The organism is Haloarcula mannanilytica (assembly GCF_005406125.1).
In the GTDB taxonomy this organism is placed as follows: domain Archaea; phylum Halobacteriota; class Halobacteria; order Halobacteriales; family Haloarculaceae; genus Haloarcula; species Haloarcula mannanilytica.
Map to the genome: position 1 here is coordinate 80,146 of NZ_BIXZ01000005.1, position 17,145 is coordinate 97,290.

Annotated in this window: 18 protein-coding genes and 1 tRNA gene; 7 read left to right on the forward strand and 12 right to left on the reverse strand. The window is 64.2% G+C overall.

Features of this window, described 5'->3' with window-relative positions; all coding sequences use genetic code 11:
* Nucleotides 1-127: 127 nt before the first annotated feature.
* From Harman_RS14135 to Harman_RS14145, 3 genes are all read right to left on the reverse strand, one after another.
* On the reverse strand, nt 128-1,078 hold the full coding sequence (locus Harman_RS14135) for a cupredoxin domain-containing protein (RefSeq protein ID WP_137684427.1): 951 nt from the start codon (nt 1,076-1,078) through the stop codon (nt 128-130).
* A gap of 428 nt (nt 1,079-1,506) precedes the next feature.
* Entirely contained in the window at nt 1,507-3,015 is a 1,509-nt protein-coding gene (locus tag Harman_RS14140; RefSeq protein WP_137684428.1) for a (R)-citramalate synthase, read from the reverse strand.
* Nucleotides 3,016-3,208: 193 nt separating this feature from the next.
* Entirely contained in the window at nt 3,209-3,556 is a 348-nt protein-coding gene (locus tag Harman_RS14145; RefSeq protein WP_137684429.1) for a DUF192 domain-containing protein, read from the reverse strand.
* 81 nt (nt 3,557-3,637) lie between these two features.
* Between Harman_RS14145 and Harman_RS14150 the strand changes: the two genes are divergently transcribed.
* The 4 genes from Harman_RS14150 (at nt 3,638) to Harman_RS14165 (ending at nt 7,912) form a co-directional block, all read left to right on the forward strand.
* Entirely contained in the window at nt 3,638-4,186 is a 549-nt protein-coding gene (locus tag Harman_RS14150) for a DUF7097 family protein (RefSeq protein ID WP_137684430.1), read from the forward strand.
* 69 nt (nt 4,187-4,255) lie between these two features.
* The gene (locus tag Harman_RS14155) at nt 4,256-5,359 is read left to right on the forward strand and encodes an ATP-binding protein (protein WP_137684431.1); all 1,104 of its coding nucleotides are present in this window, start codon (nt 4,256-4,258) and stop codon (nt 5,357-5,359) included.
* Nucleotides 5,360-5,428: 69 nt separating this feature from the next.
* On the forward strand, nt 5,429-5,998 hold the full coding sequence (locus Harman_RS14160; protein WP_137684432.1) for a GMP synthase subunit A: 570 nt from the start codon (nt 5,429-5,431) through the stop codon (nt 5,996-5,998).
* Nucleotides 5,999-6,055: 57 nt separating this feature from the next.
* Complete coding sequence (locus Harman_RS14165) at nt 6,056-7,912, forward strand: DUF2070 family protein (RefSeq protein ID WP_137684433.1); 1,857 nt, start codon at nt 6,056-6,058, stop codon at nt 7,910-7,912.
* Nucleotides 7,913-7,974: 62 nt separating this feature from the next.
* On the opposite strand, the gene Harman_RS14170 is transcribed toward Harman_RS14165, so the two are convergent.
* A tRNA-Ser gene (locus tag Harman_RS14170) sits at nt 7,975-8,059 on the reverse strand.
* A gap of 85 nt (nt 8,060-8,144) precedes the next feature.
* On the opposite strand from Harman_RS14170, the gene Harman_RS14175 reads away from it, so the two are divergent.
* Complete coding sequence (locus Harman_RS14175; protein WP_137684434.1) at nt 8,145-9,092, forward strand: AAA family ATPase; 948 nt, start codon at nt 8,145-8,147, stop codon at nt 9,090-9,092.
* Here the strand turns inward: Harman_RS14175 and Harman_RS14180 are convergent.
* Together Harman_RS14180 and Harman_RS14185 are read right to left on the reverse strand one after the other, a co-directional pair.
* A complete protein-coding gene (locus tag Harman_RS14180; RefSeq protein ID WP_137684435.1) occupies nt 9,089-9,499 on the reverse strand; it encodes a GtrA family protein in 411 nt (136 codons plus the stop codon). The two genes, Harman_RS14175 and Harman_RS14180, sit on opposite strands and share 4 nt — an antisense overlap.
* Before the next feature lie 6 nt (nt 9,500-9,505).
* On the reverse strand, nt 9,506-10,924 hold the full coding sequence (locus Harman_RS14185; protein ID WP_137684436.1) for a sulfatase: 1,419 nt from the start codon (nt 10,922-10,924) through the stop codon (nt 9,506-9,508).
* A 219-nt stretch (nt 10,925-11,143) separates the two neighbouring features.
* On the opposite strand from Harman_RS14185, the gene Harman_RS14190 reads away from it, so the two are divergent.
* The gene (locus tag Harman_RS14190) at nt 11,144-11,674 is read left to right on the forward strand and encodes a GNAT family N-acetyltransferase (protein WP_137684437.1); all 531 of its coding nucleotides are present in this window, start codon (nt 11,144-11,146) and stop codon (nt 11,672-11,674) included.
* A gap of 29 nt (nt 11,675-11,703) precedes the next feature.
* Here the strand turns inward: Harman_RS14190 and Harman_RS14195 are convergent, their stop codons facing one another.
* Genes Harman_RS14195 through Harman_RS14205 form a run of 3 tightly spaced genes read right to left on the reverse strand, consistent with a single transcriptional unit; the run spans nt 11,704 to nt 14,621 of the window.
* Nucleotides 11,704-13,422, reverse strand: coding sequence for an ABC1 kinase family protein (locus Harman_RS14195; RefSeq protein ID WP_137684438.1), 1,719 nt, complete (start codon nt 13,420-13,422; stop codon nt 11,704-11,706).
* A gap of 18 nt (nt 13,423-13,440) precedes the next feature.
* Complete coding sequence (locus Harman_RS14200; RefSeq protein ID WP_101350660.1) at nt 13,441-13,797, reverse strand: Hsp20/alpha crystallin family protein; 357 nt, start codon at nt 13,795-13,797, stop codon at nt 13,441-13,443.
* 47 nt (nt 13,798-13,844) lie between these two features.
* Nucleotides 13,845-14,621 (reverse strand): GIDE domain-containing protein, encoded by a 777-nt coding sequence (locus tag Harman_RS14205; protein ID WP_137684439.1) that lies wholly within the window; start codon nt 14,619-14,621, stop codon nt 13,845-13,847.
* 111 nt (nt 14,622-14,732) lie between these two features.
* Between Harman_RS14205 and Harman_RS14210 the strand changes: the two genes are divergently transcribed.
* The gene (locus Harman_RS14210; RefSeq protein WP_137684440.1) at nt 14,733-15,662 is read left to right on the forward strand and encodes a molybdopterin-binding protein; all 930 of its coding nucleotides are present in this window, start codon (nt 14,733-14,735) and stop codon (nt 15,660-15,662) included.
* On the opposite strand, the gene Harman_RS14215 is transcribed toward Harman_RS14210, so the two are convergent.
* From Harman_RS14215 to Harman_RS14225, 3 genes are all read right to left on the reverse strand, one after another.
* The gene (locus Harman_RS14215) at nt 15,650-16,297 is read right to left on the reverse strand and encodes an HAD family hydrolase (protein ID WP_137684441.1); all 648 of its coding nucleotides are present in this window, start codon (nt 16,295-16,297) and stop codon (nt 15,650-15,652) included. The two genes, Harman_RS14210 and Harman_RS14215, sit on opposite strands and share 13 nt — an antisense overlap.
* A gap of 103 nt (nt 16,298-16,400) precedes the next feature.
* Entirely contained in the window at nt 16,401-16,820 is a 420-nt protein-coding gene (gene lwrS / locus Harman_RS14220; protein ID WP_137684442.1) for an LWR-salt protein, read from the reverse strand.
* 10 nt (nt 16,821-16,830) lie between these two features.
* Nucleotides 16,831-17,109 (reverse strand): 4a-hydroxytetrahydrobiopterin dehydratase, encoded by a 279-nt coding sequence (locus Harman_RS14225; RefSeq protein WP_137684443.1) that lies wholly within the window; start codon nt 17,107-17,109, stop codon nt 16,831-16,833.
* Nucleotides 17,110-17,145: the final 36 nt, after the last annotated feature.

A 17,145-nucleotide genomic window follows, 5' to 3' on the forward strand; every position in this document is an offset into this window, starting at 1 on the left:
GTCCATAACCGTGCAACTCCACGCGGCTATTTTTTGATTGCGGGATATTCCCGAGAGACGTTGAAGCGGGGTCCAGGTGATTGGATGTCCGTTACGAGCGTTCCCCGATGGGCAACGGGGTGTGACGCTACGGCTCGCGGTGGCTCTCGACGACGACCTCCCACGAAACGGTCCCGTTCTCGACGATGTTCGACGGTTCGAGTGGCTCTGCCGTCAGCGCCGCGTGGGAACTCGGGACGTTCGGGTCAAACCCGCCGAGAATGTCCGGCAAGAACGTCTCTTCGCCCGGTGGCCGACCGGTGTCCTCGACAGAGAGCGAGGGGACCGAGTCCCCTTCAGAAACGACTACGCGCATGACCATCCCAAAGACCTGGTGGGGCGGACAGTAGAGATCGTAGACGCCCTCAGTTTCGAACCGATACAGCCAGGACCCGCCGACAGGTATCTGTGGCGATGCGATGGGGCCGACCGAATCGGGCACTCGATTCTGTCGGCCGTGTCGCTCGTGGTACGCCGCGACGGCGTGGTCCGGCGTTTCGGCGCTGAACAGAACCACGTCGCCGGGATTGACGTGTATCCCGGCCGGTTCGAAATGGAACCCGACCGTCGCAGTGACGAGTTCGGCGATTTCGGCGACGGTGCGGGTGACAGTGCCGTCCGGCGTCTCTATCTCGACTGTGGCGTCCGGCCGGTGGAGGTTCCGTGCGACGATGTCACCGTCGGCCGCCTCCAGATTGACGGTCGTCGTTGTCGGTTCCGAGAAGCCGCCTTGCTCGGCCAGTGCCAGCAGTAGGCCGGGAAGTCCGATGTGCATCTCAACCTCGTGGTCGGGCCGAACCGCGGCCGGGAACGACTCGAAGCACGAGGCGTCGGCGTCGCCGCCACACGGGTTCGGCTCCGCAGAGGCAAGGCCGAATATCGGGTCGATACTGTTCGATTGGCTGTTCTGGGCCATGCTGTTCGGCGCAGCGGTCGGGTCCGCCGCACCGACAGTGGTTCCGAGTCCCGCACCGGCGGCCCCAACGCCGAGACTCTGCAGGAGTCGTCGTCTGGTAGTCGATAGGTCGGTTGGTCTCATTGTGGTCACCTGTGTCCCGAACCGAGAGACGTGCGTCTCGACGGTGGATCGACCGCTTGCGCCCGAAGTCGACCCCGTGTCGAACAGACACGCCCTCAGTGTCTGCCATGGCCACCGCCCATGTGAACACTCACGCCGCAGTCGTGCCGTCGCGATATGACCGTGTCGTGGACCTGCTACGAGCACCGAACACCCTGTTACCGCCCAATTCCGCCATGACAGCGTCCGGTTCGTCCGACAGGCACTAAATTATTTCCTAAACTATAATTATAATTATCTAATGTTTTGGATGGCGGGGAGCAGACGGCCCACAAGCGAAAGTAGCGGGCTGAAGACAGCAGAAATACCGCCTCTGACCGACTGGGTCTCGTCAGCATTCGCTCAGTTGTCCACAGTCGGCGGTCGTCGCGAAACGCGGGGACGGCCCCTCAGTCGTCGGCCACGAGCGGATCGTCGTCGTCGGCGACGAGACGGTCCATCGCGTCCACCATCGCGCGCACGGACGCCCGAGTGATATCGGAGTCGCTGGCGGAGACGACGACGTGGTCGTCACCGCGTGACATCTCGATTTCGACGGTCACGAGCGCGTCCGTCCCGCCTGTAATGGCGTCGACGTGGTAGTCTTCGAGCGTCGCGTCGGCGGTGTGAGACAGGGCCGCCTCGGCGGCGTTCATCGCGGCGTCGACCGGCCCGGAGCCGACCGCCGCTTCTTTGCGCTCCTCACCGTCGACGGTGAGCCGAACACTCGCCGTCGGCGTATCGGAGCCGGAAACGGCGGTCAGACCGAGCAGTTCGACCCGGCGGTCGCGTGCGTCGCCGGTCACTTCGTCGGCGATTGTCAGCAGGTCGGCGTCCGTGACGCGCTTACCGCGGTCACCGATCTCCTTGACGCGGCTGACGATCTCCGAGAGTTGGTCCTCGGTGACCTCGACATCGTTTTCATCGAGCGCGGCCTGAACGCCGGCCCGACCCGCGTGCTTGCCGAGCGCGAGCCGCCGCTCGCGGCCCACCTTCTCCGGCGGGTACGGCTCGTACATCGAGTCGTCCTTGAGCGTGCCGTCGGTGTGGATACCGGATTCGTGGGTGAAGGCGTTCTCGCCGACCACTGCCTTGTTGGGGGCCAGCGGGATACCGGTCCGGTTAGCGATGAGCTGGGCGAGGTCGTACACTTCAGTGAGGTCCATCGACTCGACGCCGTAGCCGTGATCGAGCGCGATGGCGACCTCTTCGAGAGCGACGTTGCCGGCGCGCTCGCCGATGCCGTTTATCGTCCCGTGGACGAGGTCCGCACCCGCCGCGATGGAGACCAGGGCGTTCGTCACCGCGAGCCCCAGGTCATCGTGGGTGTGGGTGCTGACCGGCCCCAGGTCCGAGAGTCGGGAGACGCATTCGAGTGCTCGATCCGGCGTCGCGTGGCCGACGGTGTCGGCCCAGCAGATGCGGTCCGCACCGGCCTCGACTGCGGCCCCGAGCAGTTCTTCGAGGTAGTCGAGGTCGGCCCGCGAACCATCCTCGCCGATGACCTCGACCCACAGCCCGTGGTCGGTGGCGTACTCCACCAGTTCGACCGTCGTGTCGACGTTCTCGGCCTTGGAGGTGCCGACCTTCTGCTCGACGTGTTTGTCGCTTGCGGGGACGACGAGGTTGACCCCGTCAACGTCACACTCAAGCGCGAGGTCGATGTCGCTCCGGATACCGCGACAGAAGCTGGTGACAGTGCCGTCAAGGTCCAGCCCCGCGACGCGGGAAATCGTCTCGCGCTCGCCGGGTCCGGTACAGGCGCTCCCGGCCTCGATGACATCGATACCCGCCGCGTCGAGTGATCGGGCGATGTCGGCCTTGTCATCGGGCGTCAGCGAGACGCCGGGGGCCTGCTCGCCGTCACGCAGCGTCGTATCGAGAAACTGTACTTCACCGACATCTGAGAGGGCACGCATGGCTGGGTGCCCCCCAAATAGTGTGTTCTGACTCACAGAAGATGCTCCATCACGCGCCACGAATTTCGCGGCCAGCCGCCTCGCGGCGACTTCCTCTATCCTCCGCCGGGTGTTCCGACATAGTGGTGACTACTCTAACCCTCATGGTCTAAAAGGTGACGGAACCGACCACGACGGCCCCAACCGGTCGCGCTCAGGGCTCAAGACGGACCGTGTCACCGGCTGAAACGTCCGAAGCCGCGCCGCCTGGTAATTCGATCACAGTGTCCGCTTTCGCGTAGCTGACCGAGCGCCAGGGCCGTAAGGTTTCGACAGCTTGGACCTCCTCGTCGACGAGCCAGAGCACGTCAAGCGGGAACCGGACGAACAGCATGTGGATGAACTGCCGGCTAGGGCGGTCGAACGGGAACACGAGCGCGTAGTCGTCGGGAATTGACGACCGAAACATCAGCCCCCGGCCCTGTTCGAGCATCGATTCGGCGTATTCCACCTCTGTCGCCAGCGGCCGAGCCGCGCCGTCGGGGTCGTGGACGAGGCGCATACCACCGCGGAAGTCAGGGGCAGGGAAAAGCGTTCTGTCGGAACAGTGGGTTTGAGGGGCCACAGACCTATATCGTGACCTATGGAGAAGGCCCCCGGGGGTACGTCCGTCGGCGTCGACGACCCGTACGACTACGTGAAGCGATGTGACTTCGTCACCGACGAGGGGAAGTGCCGCTGGGCGCGTGAACACGGCCACCACGACCCCGAGTTCGCCGACGCCCGGAGCGCCGATGACTTTCGCTGTCCGGCGGCAATTGCGCCGGACGATGCTGACGCAGACGCGGAGCCGGAGTGGGACTGGGCCGACTGCCCGCATTTCCGCTCACGAAACCACGACCGGGAGTGCGTTCGCTGCGGCCTCGAAGAGCGGCGGATGGCCCACTCCGAGGAACGACCCCTGCTGGAGGAACACCACCTCTCGTACCGCGAAGACGGGGACGATCTTTCACACGAGATAACAGTGTTTCTCTGTCGGTGGTGCCACGCGAAAATTCACCAGTCGTGGGCGAGACTCAACGACGACGCAACCCCGGACCCCGAGGCCATCGCACAGCGCGAACAGCGCCGCTCCAGGGAGCAGTCGGAACTGGGCTTCGAGTCAGCCGCCGACCGATACGACGAGTTGTAACCATCTGAGTATCAACTGTGAGAATCAATGGTGGACCGATAAGTAGGTACACCATAATCAACTATTATAGTGACTCCTCCGGCGATCACGAAACAGTCGCTGGGGACGGGATACGTCGTCGCAACCGGTGTCGTGCTTTCCGGGGCACTGCTCGCCCACGGCGTGTCTATCGGCCACCCGTCCCCGATTGACGTGGTCATCCTCAGTGTGGGGTTAATACCGGCTATAGCACTGGGAGCGGCGAATTACTGGCTCCCGGTGAGCGGACTGACCGGCGACCAGATATGGACCGCCGCGGAGTGGTGTGGGTTCGGCGTCGCGCTGTTTACCGTTATCACAATCGTCGTGTTGCTCGCTCCGATTCCGCAGTCCTCAATGGTCCCGCCGATACTCGCAAGTGGGGTGGCAGTCGGCGGGTTCGGCGGCATTTTATTCGGATGGCTGCTCGAACTCCGCCGGTCCCGACGCCGACTCACCCAAAGCAACGAAGTGCTGTTTCGGGTGTTACGACACGACCTCCGGAACGATCTCAACGTCGCGCTTGGACACATCGGCGAAATACAGCGGGCAGCTACAGAGGAGCGGGAGATGAGTGCCGAGTCGCGTGCGCACGTAGAGCAATTAAACGACAGCATCGACGATATCATCAATACCACGGAGAAAGCGAGACAGATAGAGTACGCCTTCGACGCGGACCGACGGGCACAGCAGCCCATCGATCTCGTTCCGCACGTCAGGGAACACGCGAACACAATCACGAAGTCGTACCCGGAGGCGACTGTGGAACTCGACCTCCCCGAGCAGTCGCTGGTGTACGCCGACTGGATGCTCGACACCGTGTTACAGAACGTTATCGAGAACGCGGTCATTCACTGCGAGGCGGCCCCGACGCTTTTCATCTCCGTCGAGGAACACGACAGATCGGTGTTCGTCCACATCGGCGATAACTGCCCATCGATTCCACAGCACGAGCGGGATGTCCTCGGCAGTGGCACGGAGACGCCGCTCAAACACTCCAAGGGCGTCGGACTGTGGCTGACGACGTGGATCGTCGAGAGCTACGGCGGGGCGGTACATCTCACGACGACGGACGACGGCAACACCGTGACTCTGGAGTTTCGCGGGCCGACCGTGCTTGACGAGATTCGCCAAACCCTGCGGGAGTGGCCCTGAAGCCGGACGCGTGCGGGACTGTCCGGCCGCATCAGGAGATATATACGCCTTCGTAGCCTTTCGCCGATAATGACCCAAATCGACGTTATCGACAATCACGGCCAGTTCACCCACCTGGAGCAGCGCGCGCTCCGGGACATGGGCGTCGATGTCTCGCTCAGGGACAACACGACCCCGCCGGAAGAGATCGACGCCGATGGCATCGTCCTCTCGGGCGGTCCGGACATGGACGACATCGGCAACTGCCCCGCGTATCTCGATCTCGACGTTCCAATACTCGGCATCTGCCTGGGGATGCAACTCATCGCCGACGAACTCGGTGGCCGGGTCGGCGGCGGCGAATACGGCGGCTATGCCGACGTGACAGTCGAGATTCTCGACGATGAGGACCCGCTGCTCGGCTCGTTGTACCCCGAAACGCGCGTGTGGGCCAGTCACGCCGACGAAGTGAAGGAGGTCCCGCCCGGATTCGAGCGAACCGCGACCTCCGATGTCTGTGGCGTCGAAGCGATGAGCAACACGGACGAGGCGATATTCGGCGTCCAGTGGCATCCGGAAGTCGCCCACACGGAAGAGGGCGAGGCAGTGTTCGAGAATTTCCTGTCAGTCTGTGACCGACAGTCCGTCGCACGCCAGTAAACCGGCACAGGGCGGATGTGACTGGTTTTATATTCGCTCGTGGGGTGTGATAGATAAATGACGGCGACACAGGGCAATCTCGCTAGCCTCTCGCGGTTCATTTTCCGGGCTCCGACCTGGTACACGAGTTTAGCGTTTGCACTGGTCATCGCCGCAATGACGGGCATCGTTGCCTTCGATTCGCGGTTCATCCTCGACGACGCCTGGCAGGGCGTGTTCCTCATCGGCCTGCCGACATCAATCGCCAGTGCCGTGACGCCGTGGGTCGACCGACAGCTGGGTGGCCAGCTAACCCCGAACCGGGCCACCCTGCTTGCGGTCATCTGCGAGCTTATCACAATCGCGATGCTGACCGTCGCCGGCGTTATCGCCCTCATCACCGTCCGTCTCGGGCAGAACTTCGTCTTCGACGTACTGTTAGTCGCGCTGGCGTCGATATTCGCCTTCCGGCTGCTGATACTGATGGCCGTCTCCCGGCACTCGCTGCTGAAAGCGGCGATTCCAGCGAGTATCCAGACGGTCGCCGCCGCCGTCCTCCTGGCGATATACAGCGGGGCGACCGCGTTCATCCTCGAAGACCCGATGCTCCGGGAGTACCTCTCGCGCCCGGAAGAGGTCCCGCCGCAGGTCCAGGGCTTTCTCCCGCAGGACTTCATCATTCTCGCGGTCATCTGTGTCATCTACGCGCTGGCGGTCTGGCTGTTTCTGGTCGTCATCGACCAGCCGTGGCGCTCCTCGCTTGGGGTCTCCGCGCTGGATTTCCTCCGGGGGTTCATCGGCCACATCGCCGAAGGCACGCGCGAACTGGAGGAGTTCTTCGAGGACATCGGCGAGGAAGCCGTCGTGCCGGTCACCGTGCTATCGGTCCGCCGGCCGGGCGGCGAGGAGAAGGCACGGTTCGTCCTACCGATGATTCACCCCGGCCCGATGGGTGAAATCGGCGGCGGAAACCTCCCGAAACGCGTCGCCGAGTCCGCCGACGGCCTGGCTTTCCCGCCCCACGCCACCGCCGGCCACGACTTCAACCTCGTCACCGAGCGGGAAGTCGACACCATCCTGTCGACGGCCGAGACAGCCTACCAGAACCTCGAATACGACGACCAGGCGACGGCGGGCCATCGCGTTACCGAGGGGGAAGCCACGCTGACCGGACAGGCTTTCGGTTCTGACGCGCTCGTCGTGAACACGTACGCACCGGGCTGTGCAGACGACGTTGAGTACGCCGTGGGCCTCTCGGCCATGTCCGAAGCACGGGTCGATGGACTCGACGACGTGTTGCTGGTCGACGCCCACAACTGCAACGACGGGCTGGAAGGGGATGACCTCGGCCACGTCGTCCCGGGGAGCGAGCGCTCGTTCGACATGCTTCACGGGGCTGGCAAACTCGGCGGCCTGCTCACCGACGCCGAGGCCGGCCAGCTTCGCTGTGGAGTCGCCTGGGACAAGACCCCCTGGGAGCCCGAGGACGGCATCGGCCCGCTCGGGATTCGGGTCTGTGTCTTCGAGGTTGACGGCCACCGGACGGCGTACGTCCTCATCGACGGCAACAACATGGAACCGGGACTCAGAGAGCGCATCATCGACGCCGTCGAGGGCGTCGACACGATGGAAGTGATGACCAGCGACACGCACATCGTCAACACCGTCGAGGCCGAGAATCAGGTGGGACAGGCCATCCCCGAGAAGGAAGTCATCGCCCTCATCGAGGACCTCGTCGACCGCGCCGTCGCCGACCTCGAACCCGTCGAGGCCGGAATGGCGAGCGAGCAGGCGACCGTGACGGTGTTTGGCAACGACCGGACCGAGACGCTGGCCTCGACCGCCAATGCGATGGTTTCGATGGGCGGCGCGCTTGCCGCGGCATTCATCCTCGTCGTGATGACGGTCAGCGTGCTGATTTTCCTGTTGACCTGAGGCGGTCGGCCGAAGGCGGTACGGGACCTATCGCCGTCGCTCGTCGGTTTGGCTGCAGAGAACGCCGAGGAGGAGATTTGAACTCCTGAGTCCGTGAGGACAGTTGCTCTCGAAGCAACCGCCTTGGCCAGGCTAGGCTACCTCGGCTCACCCGATAGTTCCGCTGTTTGCTCTTTAGGGGTTTCGATTTTGGTCTCGACATCCCTTTACCGGACCCGTAACATGACAGGCTATGGACGCAACTGAGGCAAGTGACGCGTCGAGCCAGATACTCGATGAGATCGGAAGCGCCGTCATCGCTGACCGGGGGTTCTTCGAGACGGTGCTGTTGGGGGTCGTCGCAAAGGGCCACGTCCTGCTGGAAGACGTGCCCGGCACAGGCAAGACGCTGACCGCCCAATCGTTTGCGACCGCGCTGGGGCTGTCGTTCTCCCGCATCCAGTTCACGCCGGACCTCCTGCCGGCCGATATCACGGGAACACACATCTTCAACGAGCAGTCCCGGAGCTTCGAGTTCACCGAGGGGCCGGTGTTTGCCAACGTCGTGCTGGCCGACGAAATCAACCGCGCGCCGCCCAAGACTCAGTCAGCCCTGTTGGAGGCGATGGAGGAGGGACAGGTCACCGTCGACGGCGACACCTACGACCTGCCGTCGCCGTTTTTCGTTATCGCCACGCAGAACCCCGTCGACATGGAGGGGACCTTCGAGTTGCCGGAGGCACAGGTCGACCGGTTCCTCGCAAAAACGTCGCTTGGCTATCCCGACGGCGAGGGCGAGGTCGAACTACTCCGGCGGCGCGCCGGCCGGGACACACAAAGCCCGACCGTCGAGCCGGTACTCGACGCCGCGTCGGTCGAGGAACTCCGTAGCGTCCCGGAGACAGTCACCGTCGACGACGACCTGCTACAGTACATGGCCGACCTCGTGCGGGCGACCAGAGACGACTACCGCGTGGATGTCGGTGTCTCGCCGCGTGGGACCCAGCGGCTGTTCGAAGCGACGCGGGCGATGGCGACTATCGCCGGCCGCGACTACGTCGCCCCGGATGACATCAAGCGTGTCGCACAGCCGGTGCTGGCCCACAGACTGGTGTTAACTCCAGATGCCCGCGTCGAGCAGGTCGACAAAGGAACGGTCATCCAGAGCGTCCTCGACGAGGTCCCCGTCCCGACCGTCTAACCCCAGGTCCAGCGGGCGTCGAGCGCGTACCGATACAGGCCGGTGATGACGATAGCGCCGCCGTTCCCGACGAGGTACGCGACGCCACCCCAGGTGACGAACAGCCAGAGAAGCCCCAGTTGAAACGGGATCGCGGTCCCACGGACCAGGTTCGTCTTCCCCATCCCGACGAGGTACTCCCTGAGCGTCGAGTGTTGGGACCGGTGGAACGTCCAGGCGTTGTTGAGGACGTACTGAAACAGGATGGTGATCTCGATGGCGATAGCCGCCCCGATCAGGTAGTTCAGGCCGCCGACATCGACGAACGACCACAGCAGCGCCGTCTGGACCGACGCTGCGACGACGCCGACGAGGAAAAACCGGACGAGCTGCTGTCGCCGGGCCGGTGTGACGACAGCGGACGCCATACAGCCTTACTGATAACCGAGCGCTTTTAGTCGTGCTGTTATCTCCTCGGACGCCTCCGTGTCGCCGGTACCGGTCCCGTCGCTGTCGAGGGCAGCGAGGTGGTCTGCGACGGCCTCCGACAGCCGGTCCAGCACTGTCGCCGGCGGGTCGGCAGCAGTCGACTCCGCACAGAGGTCTACCTGTTCCTCCGAGTCGTTCGTCCGGTCGTACAGTTCCTGTCGACCCGACTCTGTGAATTCGATGTAGGTGTAGCGCTCGTCGCGGGCGCTGAGAAGGAGTTCGCCGTCCGCGCGGCTCCGCGGAATCGGCTGGCTGGTCACGCTCTCGCCGCGGACTGCCGCGGAGACAATGGGGCCGCGGTCCTCGATAGCCTCGCCGTGGATCGCCGGGGCGACAGAAGTCCCCTCCCACTCGGACGCCGGCGTGAGCGACAGCAGGTCACACACCGTCGGCGCGATGGTGTCGAGACCGACTGGCGTCTCGACCGACCGGCTCTCGCTTTCCGGTGTCGAGACGATGTAGGGAACGTCGATGAGTTCCCGGTAGAGCTTGGGGTAATGGGCGAGATGGCCGTGTTCGAGGAACTCCTCACCGTGGTCGCCCGCCACGACGACGGCCGTGTCGTGGCGGTGGCCCTCGGTTTCGAGCGTGTCGAGTAGCCGTCCGACGCTGGCGTCGACCTGCCGAACCGTCGCCTCGTACAACGTCCGGAGCGTCTCCAGTGTCCGTTCGTCGACCTCCCAGCCCAGTCCAGTGCGGAGGTGGGAGCCGAGCATCCGCAGGACGCCGAAGTGGTTGTCCGATACCTCGCGGATATGCCGCGGAGCGGGTACGTACGGCGTGTGCGTGTCCATGTAGTGGACCCAGAGGAAGAACGGCCCGTCAGTCGTTTCCAGGAACTCGATGGCGTGGTCTTCCAGATCACCCATCCGAGACACGTCAGCGAAGGGTCGCTCGTCGGAGCCGCCGCTGAGGACTGTCGCGGCGCGCCGGAACGGTGACGTACCCAGCTGGACCCACGCCTGGATCGTCGGGTGAGCGGCTAGGTACTTGCTGTAGCCGCCGCTGTCGACGAACGGTTCGAACTCGTCGAACCCGCGGTCGTACCCCCAGTGGTCCGTGAGGAAGCCGTTTGCAGCGTTGAACCCAGCCGTCTCGAGACCCGCGTCCGATACTTGTTCTGCCAGCGTCGGCGTCGACGCCAGGCCGATGTCGTCGCTCTCGGAGAACACCGGCCGTGACCCGTGGATGGACGGGAACGAGAACGGCGTCCAGTTCCCCTGTGCGACGGCGTTCTCGAAGACGACGCCCGAGTCGGCCAGCGAGTCCATGACCGGCGAGACGCTGTCGTCTCCACCGAGCGCGTCTGCACGCAACGAATCCACCGTGACCAGCACCACGTTCTCGGTCGCTGGGGCCGTCATTATCGACCCACTCTCCCCCGGGACGGTAATGTTACCGACGTATCGCGTCCGAAAGCCGAGGGGTATCCCCCGTACGTGCCACCTGATTCTCTCATACCCCTTATACTAGACACTGAATACTGAACGTTCCGGATAAATTCAGCGGTTTATAACCGAACTATACGCGCGTGTCGTAGTATTAAGGACTTTCTTCGGCGATGGACTGTCAGAGTATACCCGATGACAGATCCGATCCAGTTTCGGCCCTACGACGACCGGGACGCCGACGCCGTTTGGGCTCTCCACGAGTGGGCGATACGGGAAACCGGAAACGATCCCAGTGATATTCCCGGCACGGCGGACCTAGAAAACGTCGAGGGGCGGTATCTCGACACTGGCGGGGATTTCATCGTGGGTGTGGTTCCCAACGCTGCCGACGAACAACTCCCGCAAACGTTCGACGGTGGCCTGGCTGCGATGGGCGGGTTCCTTCCAAACGAAGTCGGCCACGATGACGAGCGGACAGTTCCGGGCGCGGCCGAACTCCACCGGATGCGAGTCGCTCCGTCCCAGCAGCGACGCGGCTACGGGCGAGTACTGCTACACAGACTCGAACAGCGAGTCGCTGCGCAGGGGTACGAACTACTGCTGGCGACGACGGCACAGAGCCAGACGGCCGCGGTCGCGTTCTACCGGGACGAGGGCTACGATGAGGTGGCGCGGTCCCGACAGGGGGAATACGAACTCGTCCACTTCGAGAAGCGGCTCTGACTGCCGTTCCGAAATCGGTGGTAAAGGGTTCAGTCGCCGCTGTAGGCGTCGTCTCCGTCCTCACCGAAGGAAGTGTTGAGCCCGCCCGGGCTCTCCCGGTCGCGTTCGCGCATACTCTGTCGTGTGAACTGCGGCTTGGCGCGGACGGCCTGTTTCGAGCGGAACGACCACCACAGCGCCAGGGACAGGCCGACGGTACCGACGATGCCGACAGCGGTGGCCGGCAGCGATGCCTGCGTGTACAGGAACGCCGTCGAGAACAGCGTGCTCGCGAGCAACATGCCGAGGATGAGCCGCTTGGTCATCGTTGCGAGCAGGCCGTCCGAGTCCTCGATGTCAGCCTGGACGCGGAAGTCCTCCCGCTCGACCCGGTCGAGGACGTTTTCGAGTTTGGGCGGAATCCTCACAGCCGAGCGGGTCGCATCGGACACTTCGGTCGCTCTGTCCTCGATGAAGTTCCGGACACCCTCGGCGAGGTACCCCTCCTCACGGAGGTAGTCGGTGGCGACGCCGATGAAGTCGAAGTCTTCATCCAGGGTGACACAGACGCCTTCGACGACCGTGGCGACGCGCAACACAAGCGCCAGGTTCGCCGGCAACCGAAGCGGGAACTCGTAGATGGTGTCCTCGACCTGCTGGATGATCTGCTGGACGCGGTACTGCTCGATGTCCTCGCCACGAGCGTCGGCGATAGCCAACTCCATCACGTCGCCCATCACTTGCCGGTCGGCCTCCGGCGAGAGCGTCCCCATCTCAATGAGGGCATCGAGGATGGCGTCGATGTCCTGCTCGGCGACGGCGGCGTAGAAGTCGATGATCTTGTCCTGGACGAACGGATCGACCCGCCCGGACATCCCGAAGTCATAGAAGACGAGCGTCCCGTCGTCCTGCACGGCGAGGTTCCCGGGATGGGGGTCGGCGTGGAACACGCCGTCGTCGATTATCATCTGGAGGTACGCCCGCTGGAGCGTCTCGGCCAGTTCCGTTCGATTGATGCCGCCCGCATCAAGGCTGTCGATGTCGTTGATCTTCGTCCCGGGGACGTACTCCATTGTCAGTACGCGCCGCGTGGAATGAGACTCCTTGACCTTGGGGATACAGATGCGGTCGTTGTCCCTGAAGTTCTCCCGGATCTCAGTGAGCATCCGGCCCTCCCGCTGGTAGTCCATTTCCTCGCGGATGGTCTTCGAGAACTCGTCGGCCAGTGTCTCCAGCGAGAACGACCGGGAGTCGTCGATGAAATACATCAACAGCGGGAGCGACCAGCGGACGACACGCAGGTCTGCCTCGACGAGCGCTTCGATACCGGGGCGGCGAATCTTGACAGCGACCTTCTCCCCGTCGATTTCGGCCAGATACACCTGGCCGAGCGACGCACCGCTTATCGCGTCTGTCTGGAATTCGTCGAAGCGGTCGTCGACGGACCCCAGTTCGTCCTCGATGACGACCCGCGCCTCGTCCCAGTCCGCCGGTGGCACGCGGTCCTGCAGCTTCGAGAACTCCTCGATGTACTCCGGTGGCAGGACATCCGGTCGAGTCGAGAGGATCTGCCCGAGCTTGATGAACGTGGGGCCAAGCGTCAGCAACGAGTCGAGCAGCTGCTGTGCACGTTTGCGACGCTGTTCAGGCGTGACACGGCGCGATGAGCCGATCACGAAGAACCGCTTTCGGTCTCGTGCGTACGCGACCAACAGGGGCAGGAAGTGGCGAGCGACGACGAGGAACCGCCAGTACGCGCGAAGGTTCACCGGCTTGCCACCTCTGGGTCAGTCCCCGTCGATCGGGATTGTCGTACTCGGTGCGGCTGTCGCCTTCGGCAGGCGGAGTTCGAGGACACCGTTTTCCACGGTCCCCTCCCCGCCCTGCCCGGTCGTGTCCGGCGGGAGCGGGAGTTCAGCGTCGAGGAACACGGAGCGATCCTCGCGGACAAAGGTGAACTCGCCGGGCACGTCCTTGGTCCGTTGTCCGTCGATACGGAGACGGCCCCCTTCGACGGTCACGTCGATTGTGTCCGCGGTCACGCCCGGCAGATCGAGCACGAGCAGGTATTCGTCCTCGGATTCGAGCACGTCCGCGAACACAGCGTCGGGGAGGTCCCGAAGCGCTTCACGCAGGGCTGACATACGCCCGTCTAGGTGGTACGCTGTGGTAAACCCGACGGTCCCGGCGACTACAGAAGGACGGAAAGGAGAACAAACACGCCGGCGGCGACGATCACCAGTCCGAACACGGTCTCCGTAATCGCGCCCCGCGCAATCCGCCAGGCAGTGCCCCGCTCGCTGGTGTCGGAGATGACAAACACCGGCGTGCCGTCGCCGTCCCCGACGACGGCATCGACGAGATTGCTGCCCCATTCTGTTGCAGGGCCACGCATCGCCTGGCCGTAGACGTACACGTCCTCGCCAACGTCCAGCCGTCGCTCGGTGAAACGCTGTTTGTTCCCCAGGCTGATTTCCGTCACGAGTAGGTTCACGGACCCGTCCTGGGCCTCGACGGCCTCCGTCCGCTCGACGTAGTCGGCCAACCGCTCAGGGAGTTCCGTGCCGGGGGACACCGTCACTGACTGGGATTCGAATCGCACGTCCGCGCCGTCGGGATTGACTCGCACGCGAGCGCCCCCGTCGTCGACGACAAAGTCGACACCGCCCTGTCCCTCGTCCAGCGTCTCCCAGCTGGAGTGTTTCCCCGACGAACGGTACTCCTCGACCTCGTAGGTGTAGGCCAGACACTTGCTGCCGGTAAAGGGGGCCGTGACCGTGCCGGCCTCCTCGTCGGCGACGGCCGTCCCGGTGATTTCGACCGGCCCGGTGTATCCGTCGAGCGAGCCCACCGGGACCGGATCGTTACGGAGGATGTGAACCACTGTCCGGAGTTCCCGGCCGCCACGGGCGAGGAGGACCGCGCCGACAGCTAGGAACACGACGGCGACCAGTTGCGCGAGGACCATACGTCCACTCCGAGCCGGACCGAACAAAAGGGTTCTCGGTCCACGGAGACTGGTGACGGACAGGTCGTGACCACTCGGGGTGTTTTTGCCACCGTACCCACTAGCAGAGGTATGGCTGGCCCCTCGCCGCCGAACGTGGATTCGGTCACACTGGAGACTGCACGCAGACAGCTCGGGAGCTTCGCGGTCCCCGTCGACCGGACAGACAGAATCCCGCTCTCCGTCGCCGTCGGACGGATACTGGCGACGGATGCGACGGCGAACACACCCGTCGAGGAGGCCAATGTATCGGTCGGTGACACCGTCTTCGAACAGGGCCATCAGGTGCGGCCCGGAGACGTGGGACTGCTGAAAGCGGCCGGCATCTCGGAACTGCTCGTCCGTCAGCGACCGCAGATCGGAATCGTGCCGACGGGCGACGAACTGGTCCAGCGAGACACCAGTGGGGACCAGCAGACCGAGACGGCAGGGTTCACGCTGGCGCAGTACGTCGACCGCTGGGGCGGGAAGGTGACCTATCGGGACCCCGTCGCCGACGACGCGCCGGCACTCCGGATGGCCGTCCAGCGAGACCTCACGCGGGACGCCATCGTCATCACCGGGACCGAGCCGGGGGATACGCTGCGGGAGATCGTCGCGGACCTCGGCGAGGTGTTCACCGACTCCGTCGACATGGACCCGGGCCAACGGACCGGGGTCGCCGTCGTCGAGGACCGCCCTGTCCTGCTGTTGCCCGAGTCGCCGACAGCGGCCCGCGTCGGCGCGGTACAACTCCTTCGGCCGCTGCTGAAAGCGTTCGCCGATGCACCGCTGTCGGACCACCCGCACCGCGCAGCCCCACTGACCGACGGGGTGGACAGCCCAGTATCCGTTCGCTCGTTCGTGCCGGTCACCGTGACTGACGGCGAGGCGACGCCATTGCCGGGTGCTGACCTGGCGACAGCGACCCGAGCCGACGGCTGGATATCCGTCCCCGCAGACAAAACTGGCTACAGCGCCGGAACGACTGTCACCGTCGAGAACTGGGACTATCTACCCTGAGACGACGACAGGTCAAGCAACGAGGCGACGCGCCGGTCACCGCGCACGCACCGGCCCGTTTCTGCCGGTGACCGCCGCCCGACGTGGACCCCGTCGAGGCCCGCGTTCCACGCCGCGCCGATATCGGATGGGTTGTCGCCGGCGAGCACGCCACGGTGGCCGTTGTGCCCGACGTTCATCTCCCGCATCGCCAGTTCAACCGGCTTCGGGTCGGGCTTCCAGCCGATGTCGTCGTCACAGCAGACGACCGTGTCGAACCAGTCAGCAATGTCGAGATGGTCCAGTACCGGGTCGGTGAGATACTGCTGGCAGTGCGTGACCAGCCCGACCGGGGCGTCGAGGGTCGCGAGGAACCGCTCGGCATCGTCGTAGAGGTACGTCGCCTCGGCCCGCGTGACGGGGTCTTCCTCCTCATGGAACAGCCGCCAGAACTCCTGCTGGTCGATATCGCGGTCTTTGAGCGTCCGTGTCCGTGTGCCACCGAATCCGTACCAGAGCGCGTCACGCTCCCGGTCCGTGAACTCGACGCCGAGGCGATCGCCTACGGCACCCATCACTTTTCGGGGGTACGCTGGCTCGATGTCGACGAGCGTGCCGTCGAGATCGAACAGCCAGAAGTCGTAGTCGGTGGTCATAAGGGGTAGATTTCTTGGGGATTCTCAAATAAAGTCTTTCTGTGCCTACGGTCAGTTTTGCGACAGCTACGACACCGTTAGAGGCTGACTACGGCGGATGGGGTCACTCGACGTGTACCGAGCTACCGAGATATTTGCGCAGCACCTCGCTGACCGAGTCAGCGTTAAACAACGTCAGGTCCTCGGCGATGGTCGATTTCAGGCCATCTAGATACGCCTTGTCGGTCCGAAGTTCGCTGAACGACGCCGAGACGACCGGACAGCCGAGTTCGTCCTCGACAGCAGTCCGGAAATACCGTTCGTCGGCCAGTTCGCCCCGCCAGAGGGTGTCCCTGAAGAACAGCCAGCCACTGGTTCCTGGCTCGTCGGCCGCCCGGTACAGCGTCGTCTCGACCCGGTTGGGGTCGGTCCACAGCCCGCCCGCGTCCGGTTCCAGCCGCACTTCGACTTGGAAGACATATCGTGCGGTCGCGCCGTCGGGGTCCGTCGGCCGGAGGGACGCGAGACCATCGGTCGTGTCCACGGTCACACCGTCAGTCGTGGATGCCGTTGAGCCGCTCGGCGAGGTCGATGTCGTTTTGTGTGATACCACCGGCGTCGTGGGTCGTGAGTCGGACTTCGACTTCACCCCAGGTGATGGTCATCTCCGGGTGATGCCACGCGTCCTCCGCGAGGCCGGCTGCGGCGCTCAGAAAGCCCGACGCATCCAGATACCCGTCGAATTCGAAGACGCGGACGATCTCGTCGCCGTCACGCTGCCACTCGTCGGGTAGTCGGTTGCTAATCTCCTCGTCAGAGAGCAAGTCAGCCATATCCGGGCTTTCGGTCGGCGCAGGCAAAAAGGTGGG

Bases quoted from the DNA above. Each gene is read 5' to 3' on its own strand.
- Harman_RS14135 (WP_137684427.1), bottom strand. From the start codon at position 1,078: ATGAGACCAACCGACCTATCGACTACCAGACGACGACTCCTGCAGAGT.
- Harman_RS14140 (WP_137684428.1), bottom strand. From the start codon at position 3,015: ATGCGTGCCCTCTCAGATGTCGGTGAAGTACAGTTTCTCGATACGACG.
- Harman_RS14145 (WP_137684429.1), bottom strand. From the start codon at position 3,556: ATGCGCCTCGTCCACGACCCCGACGGCGCGGCTCGGCCGCTGGCGACA.
- Harman_RS14150 (WP_137684430.1), top strand. From the start codon at position 3,638: ATGGAGAAGGCCCCCGGGGGTACGTCCGTCGGCGTCGACGACCCGTAC.
- Harman_RS14160 (WP_137684432.1), top strand. From the start codon at position 5,429: ATGACCCAAATCGACGTTATCGACAATCACGGCCAGTTCACCCACCTG.
- Harman_RS14165 (WP_137684433.1), top strand. From the start codon at position 6,056: ATGACGGCGACACAGGGCAATCTCGCTAGCCTCTCGCGGTTCATTTTC.
- Harman_RS14175 (WP_137684434.1), top strand. From the start codon at position 8,145: ATGGACGCAACTGAGGCAAGTGACGCGTCGAGCCAGATACTCGATGAG.
- Harman_RS14180 (WP_137684435.1), bottom strand. From the start codon at position 9,499: ATGGCGTCCGCTGTCGTCACACCGGCCCGGCGACAGCAGCTCGTCCGG.
- Harman_RS14185 (WP_137684436.1), bottom strand. From the start codon at position 10,924: ATGACGGCCCCAGCGACCGAGAACGTGGTGCTGGTCACGGTGGATTCG.
- Harman_RS14190 (WP_137684437.1), top strand. From the start codon at position 11,144: ATGACAGATCCGATCCAGTTTCGGCCCTACGACGACCGGGACGCCGAC.
- Harman_RS14200 (WP_101350660.1), bottom strand. From the start codon at position 13,797: ATGTCAGCCCTGCGTGAAGCGCTTCGGGACCTCCCCGACGCTGTGTTC.
- Harman_RS14205 (WP_137684439.1), bottom strand. From the start codon at position 14,621: ATGGTCCTCGCGCAACTGGTCGCCGTCGTGTTCCTAGCTGTCGGCGCG.
- Harman_RS14210 (WP_137684440.1), top strand. From the start codon at position 14,733: ATGGCTGGCCCCTCGCCGCCGAACGTGGATTCGGTCACACTGGAGACT.
- Harman_RS14215 (WP_137684441.1), bottom strand. From the start codon at position 16,297: ATGACCACCGACTACGACTTCTGGCTGTTCGATCTCGACGGCACGCTC.
- Harman_RS14225 (WP_137684443.1), bottom strand. From the start codon at position 17,109: ATGGCTGACTTGCTCTCTGACGAGGAGATTAGCAACCGACTACCCGAC.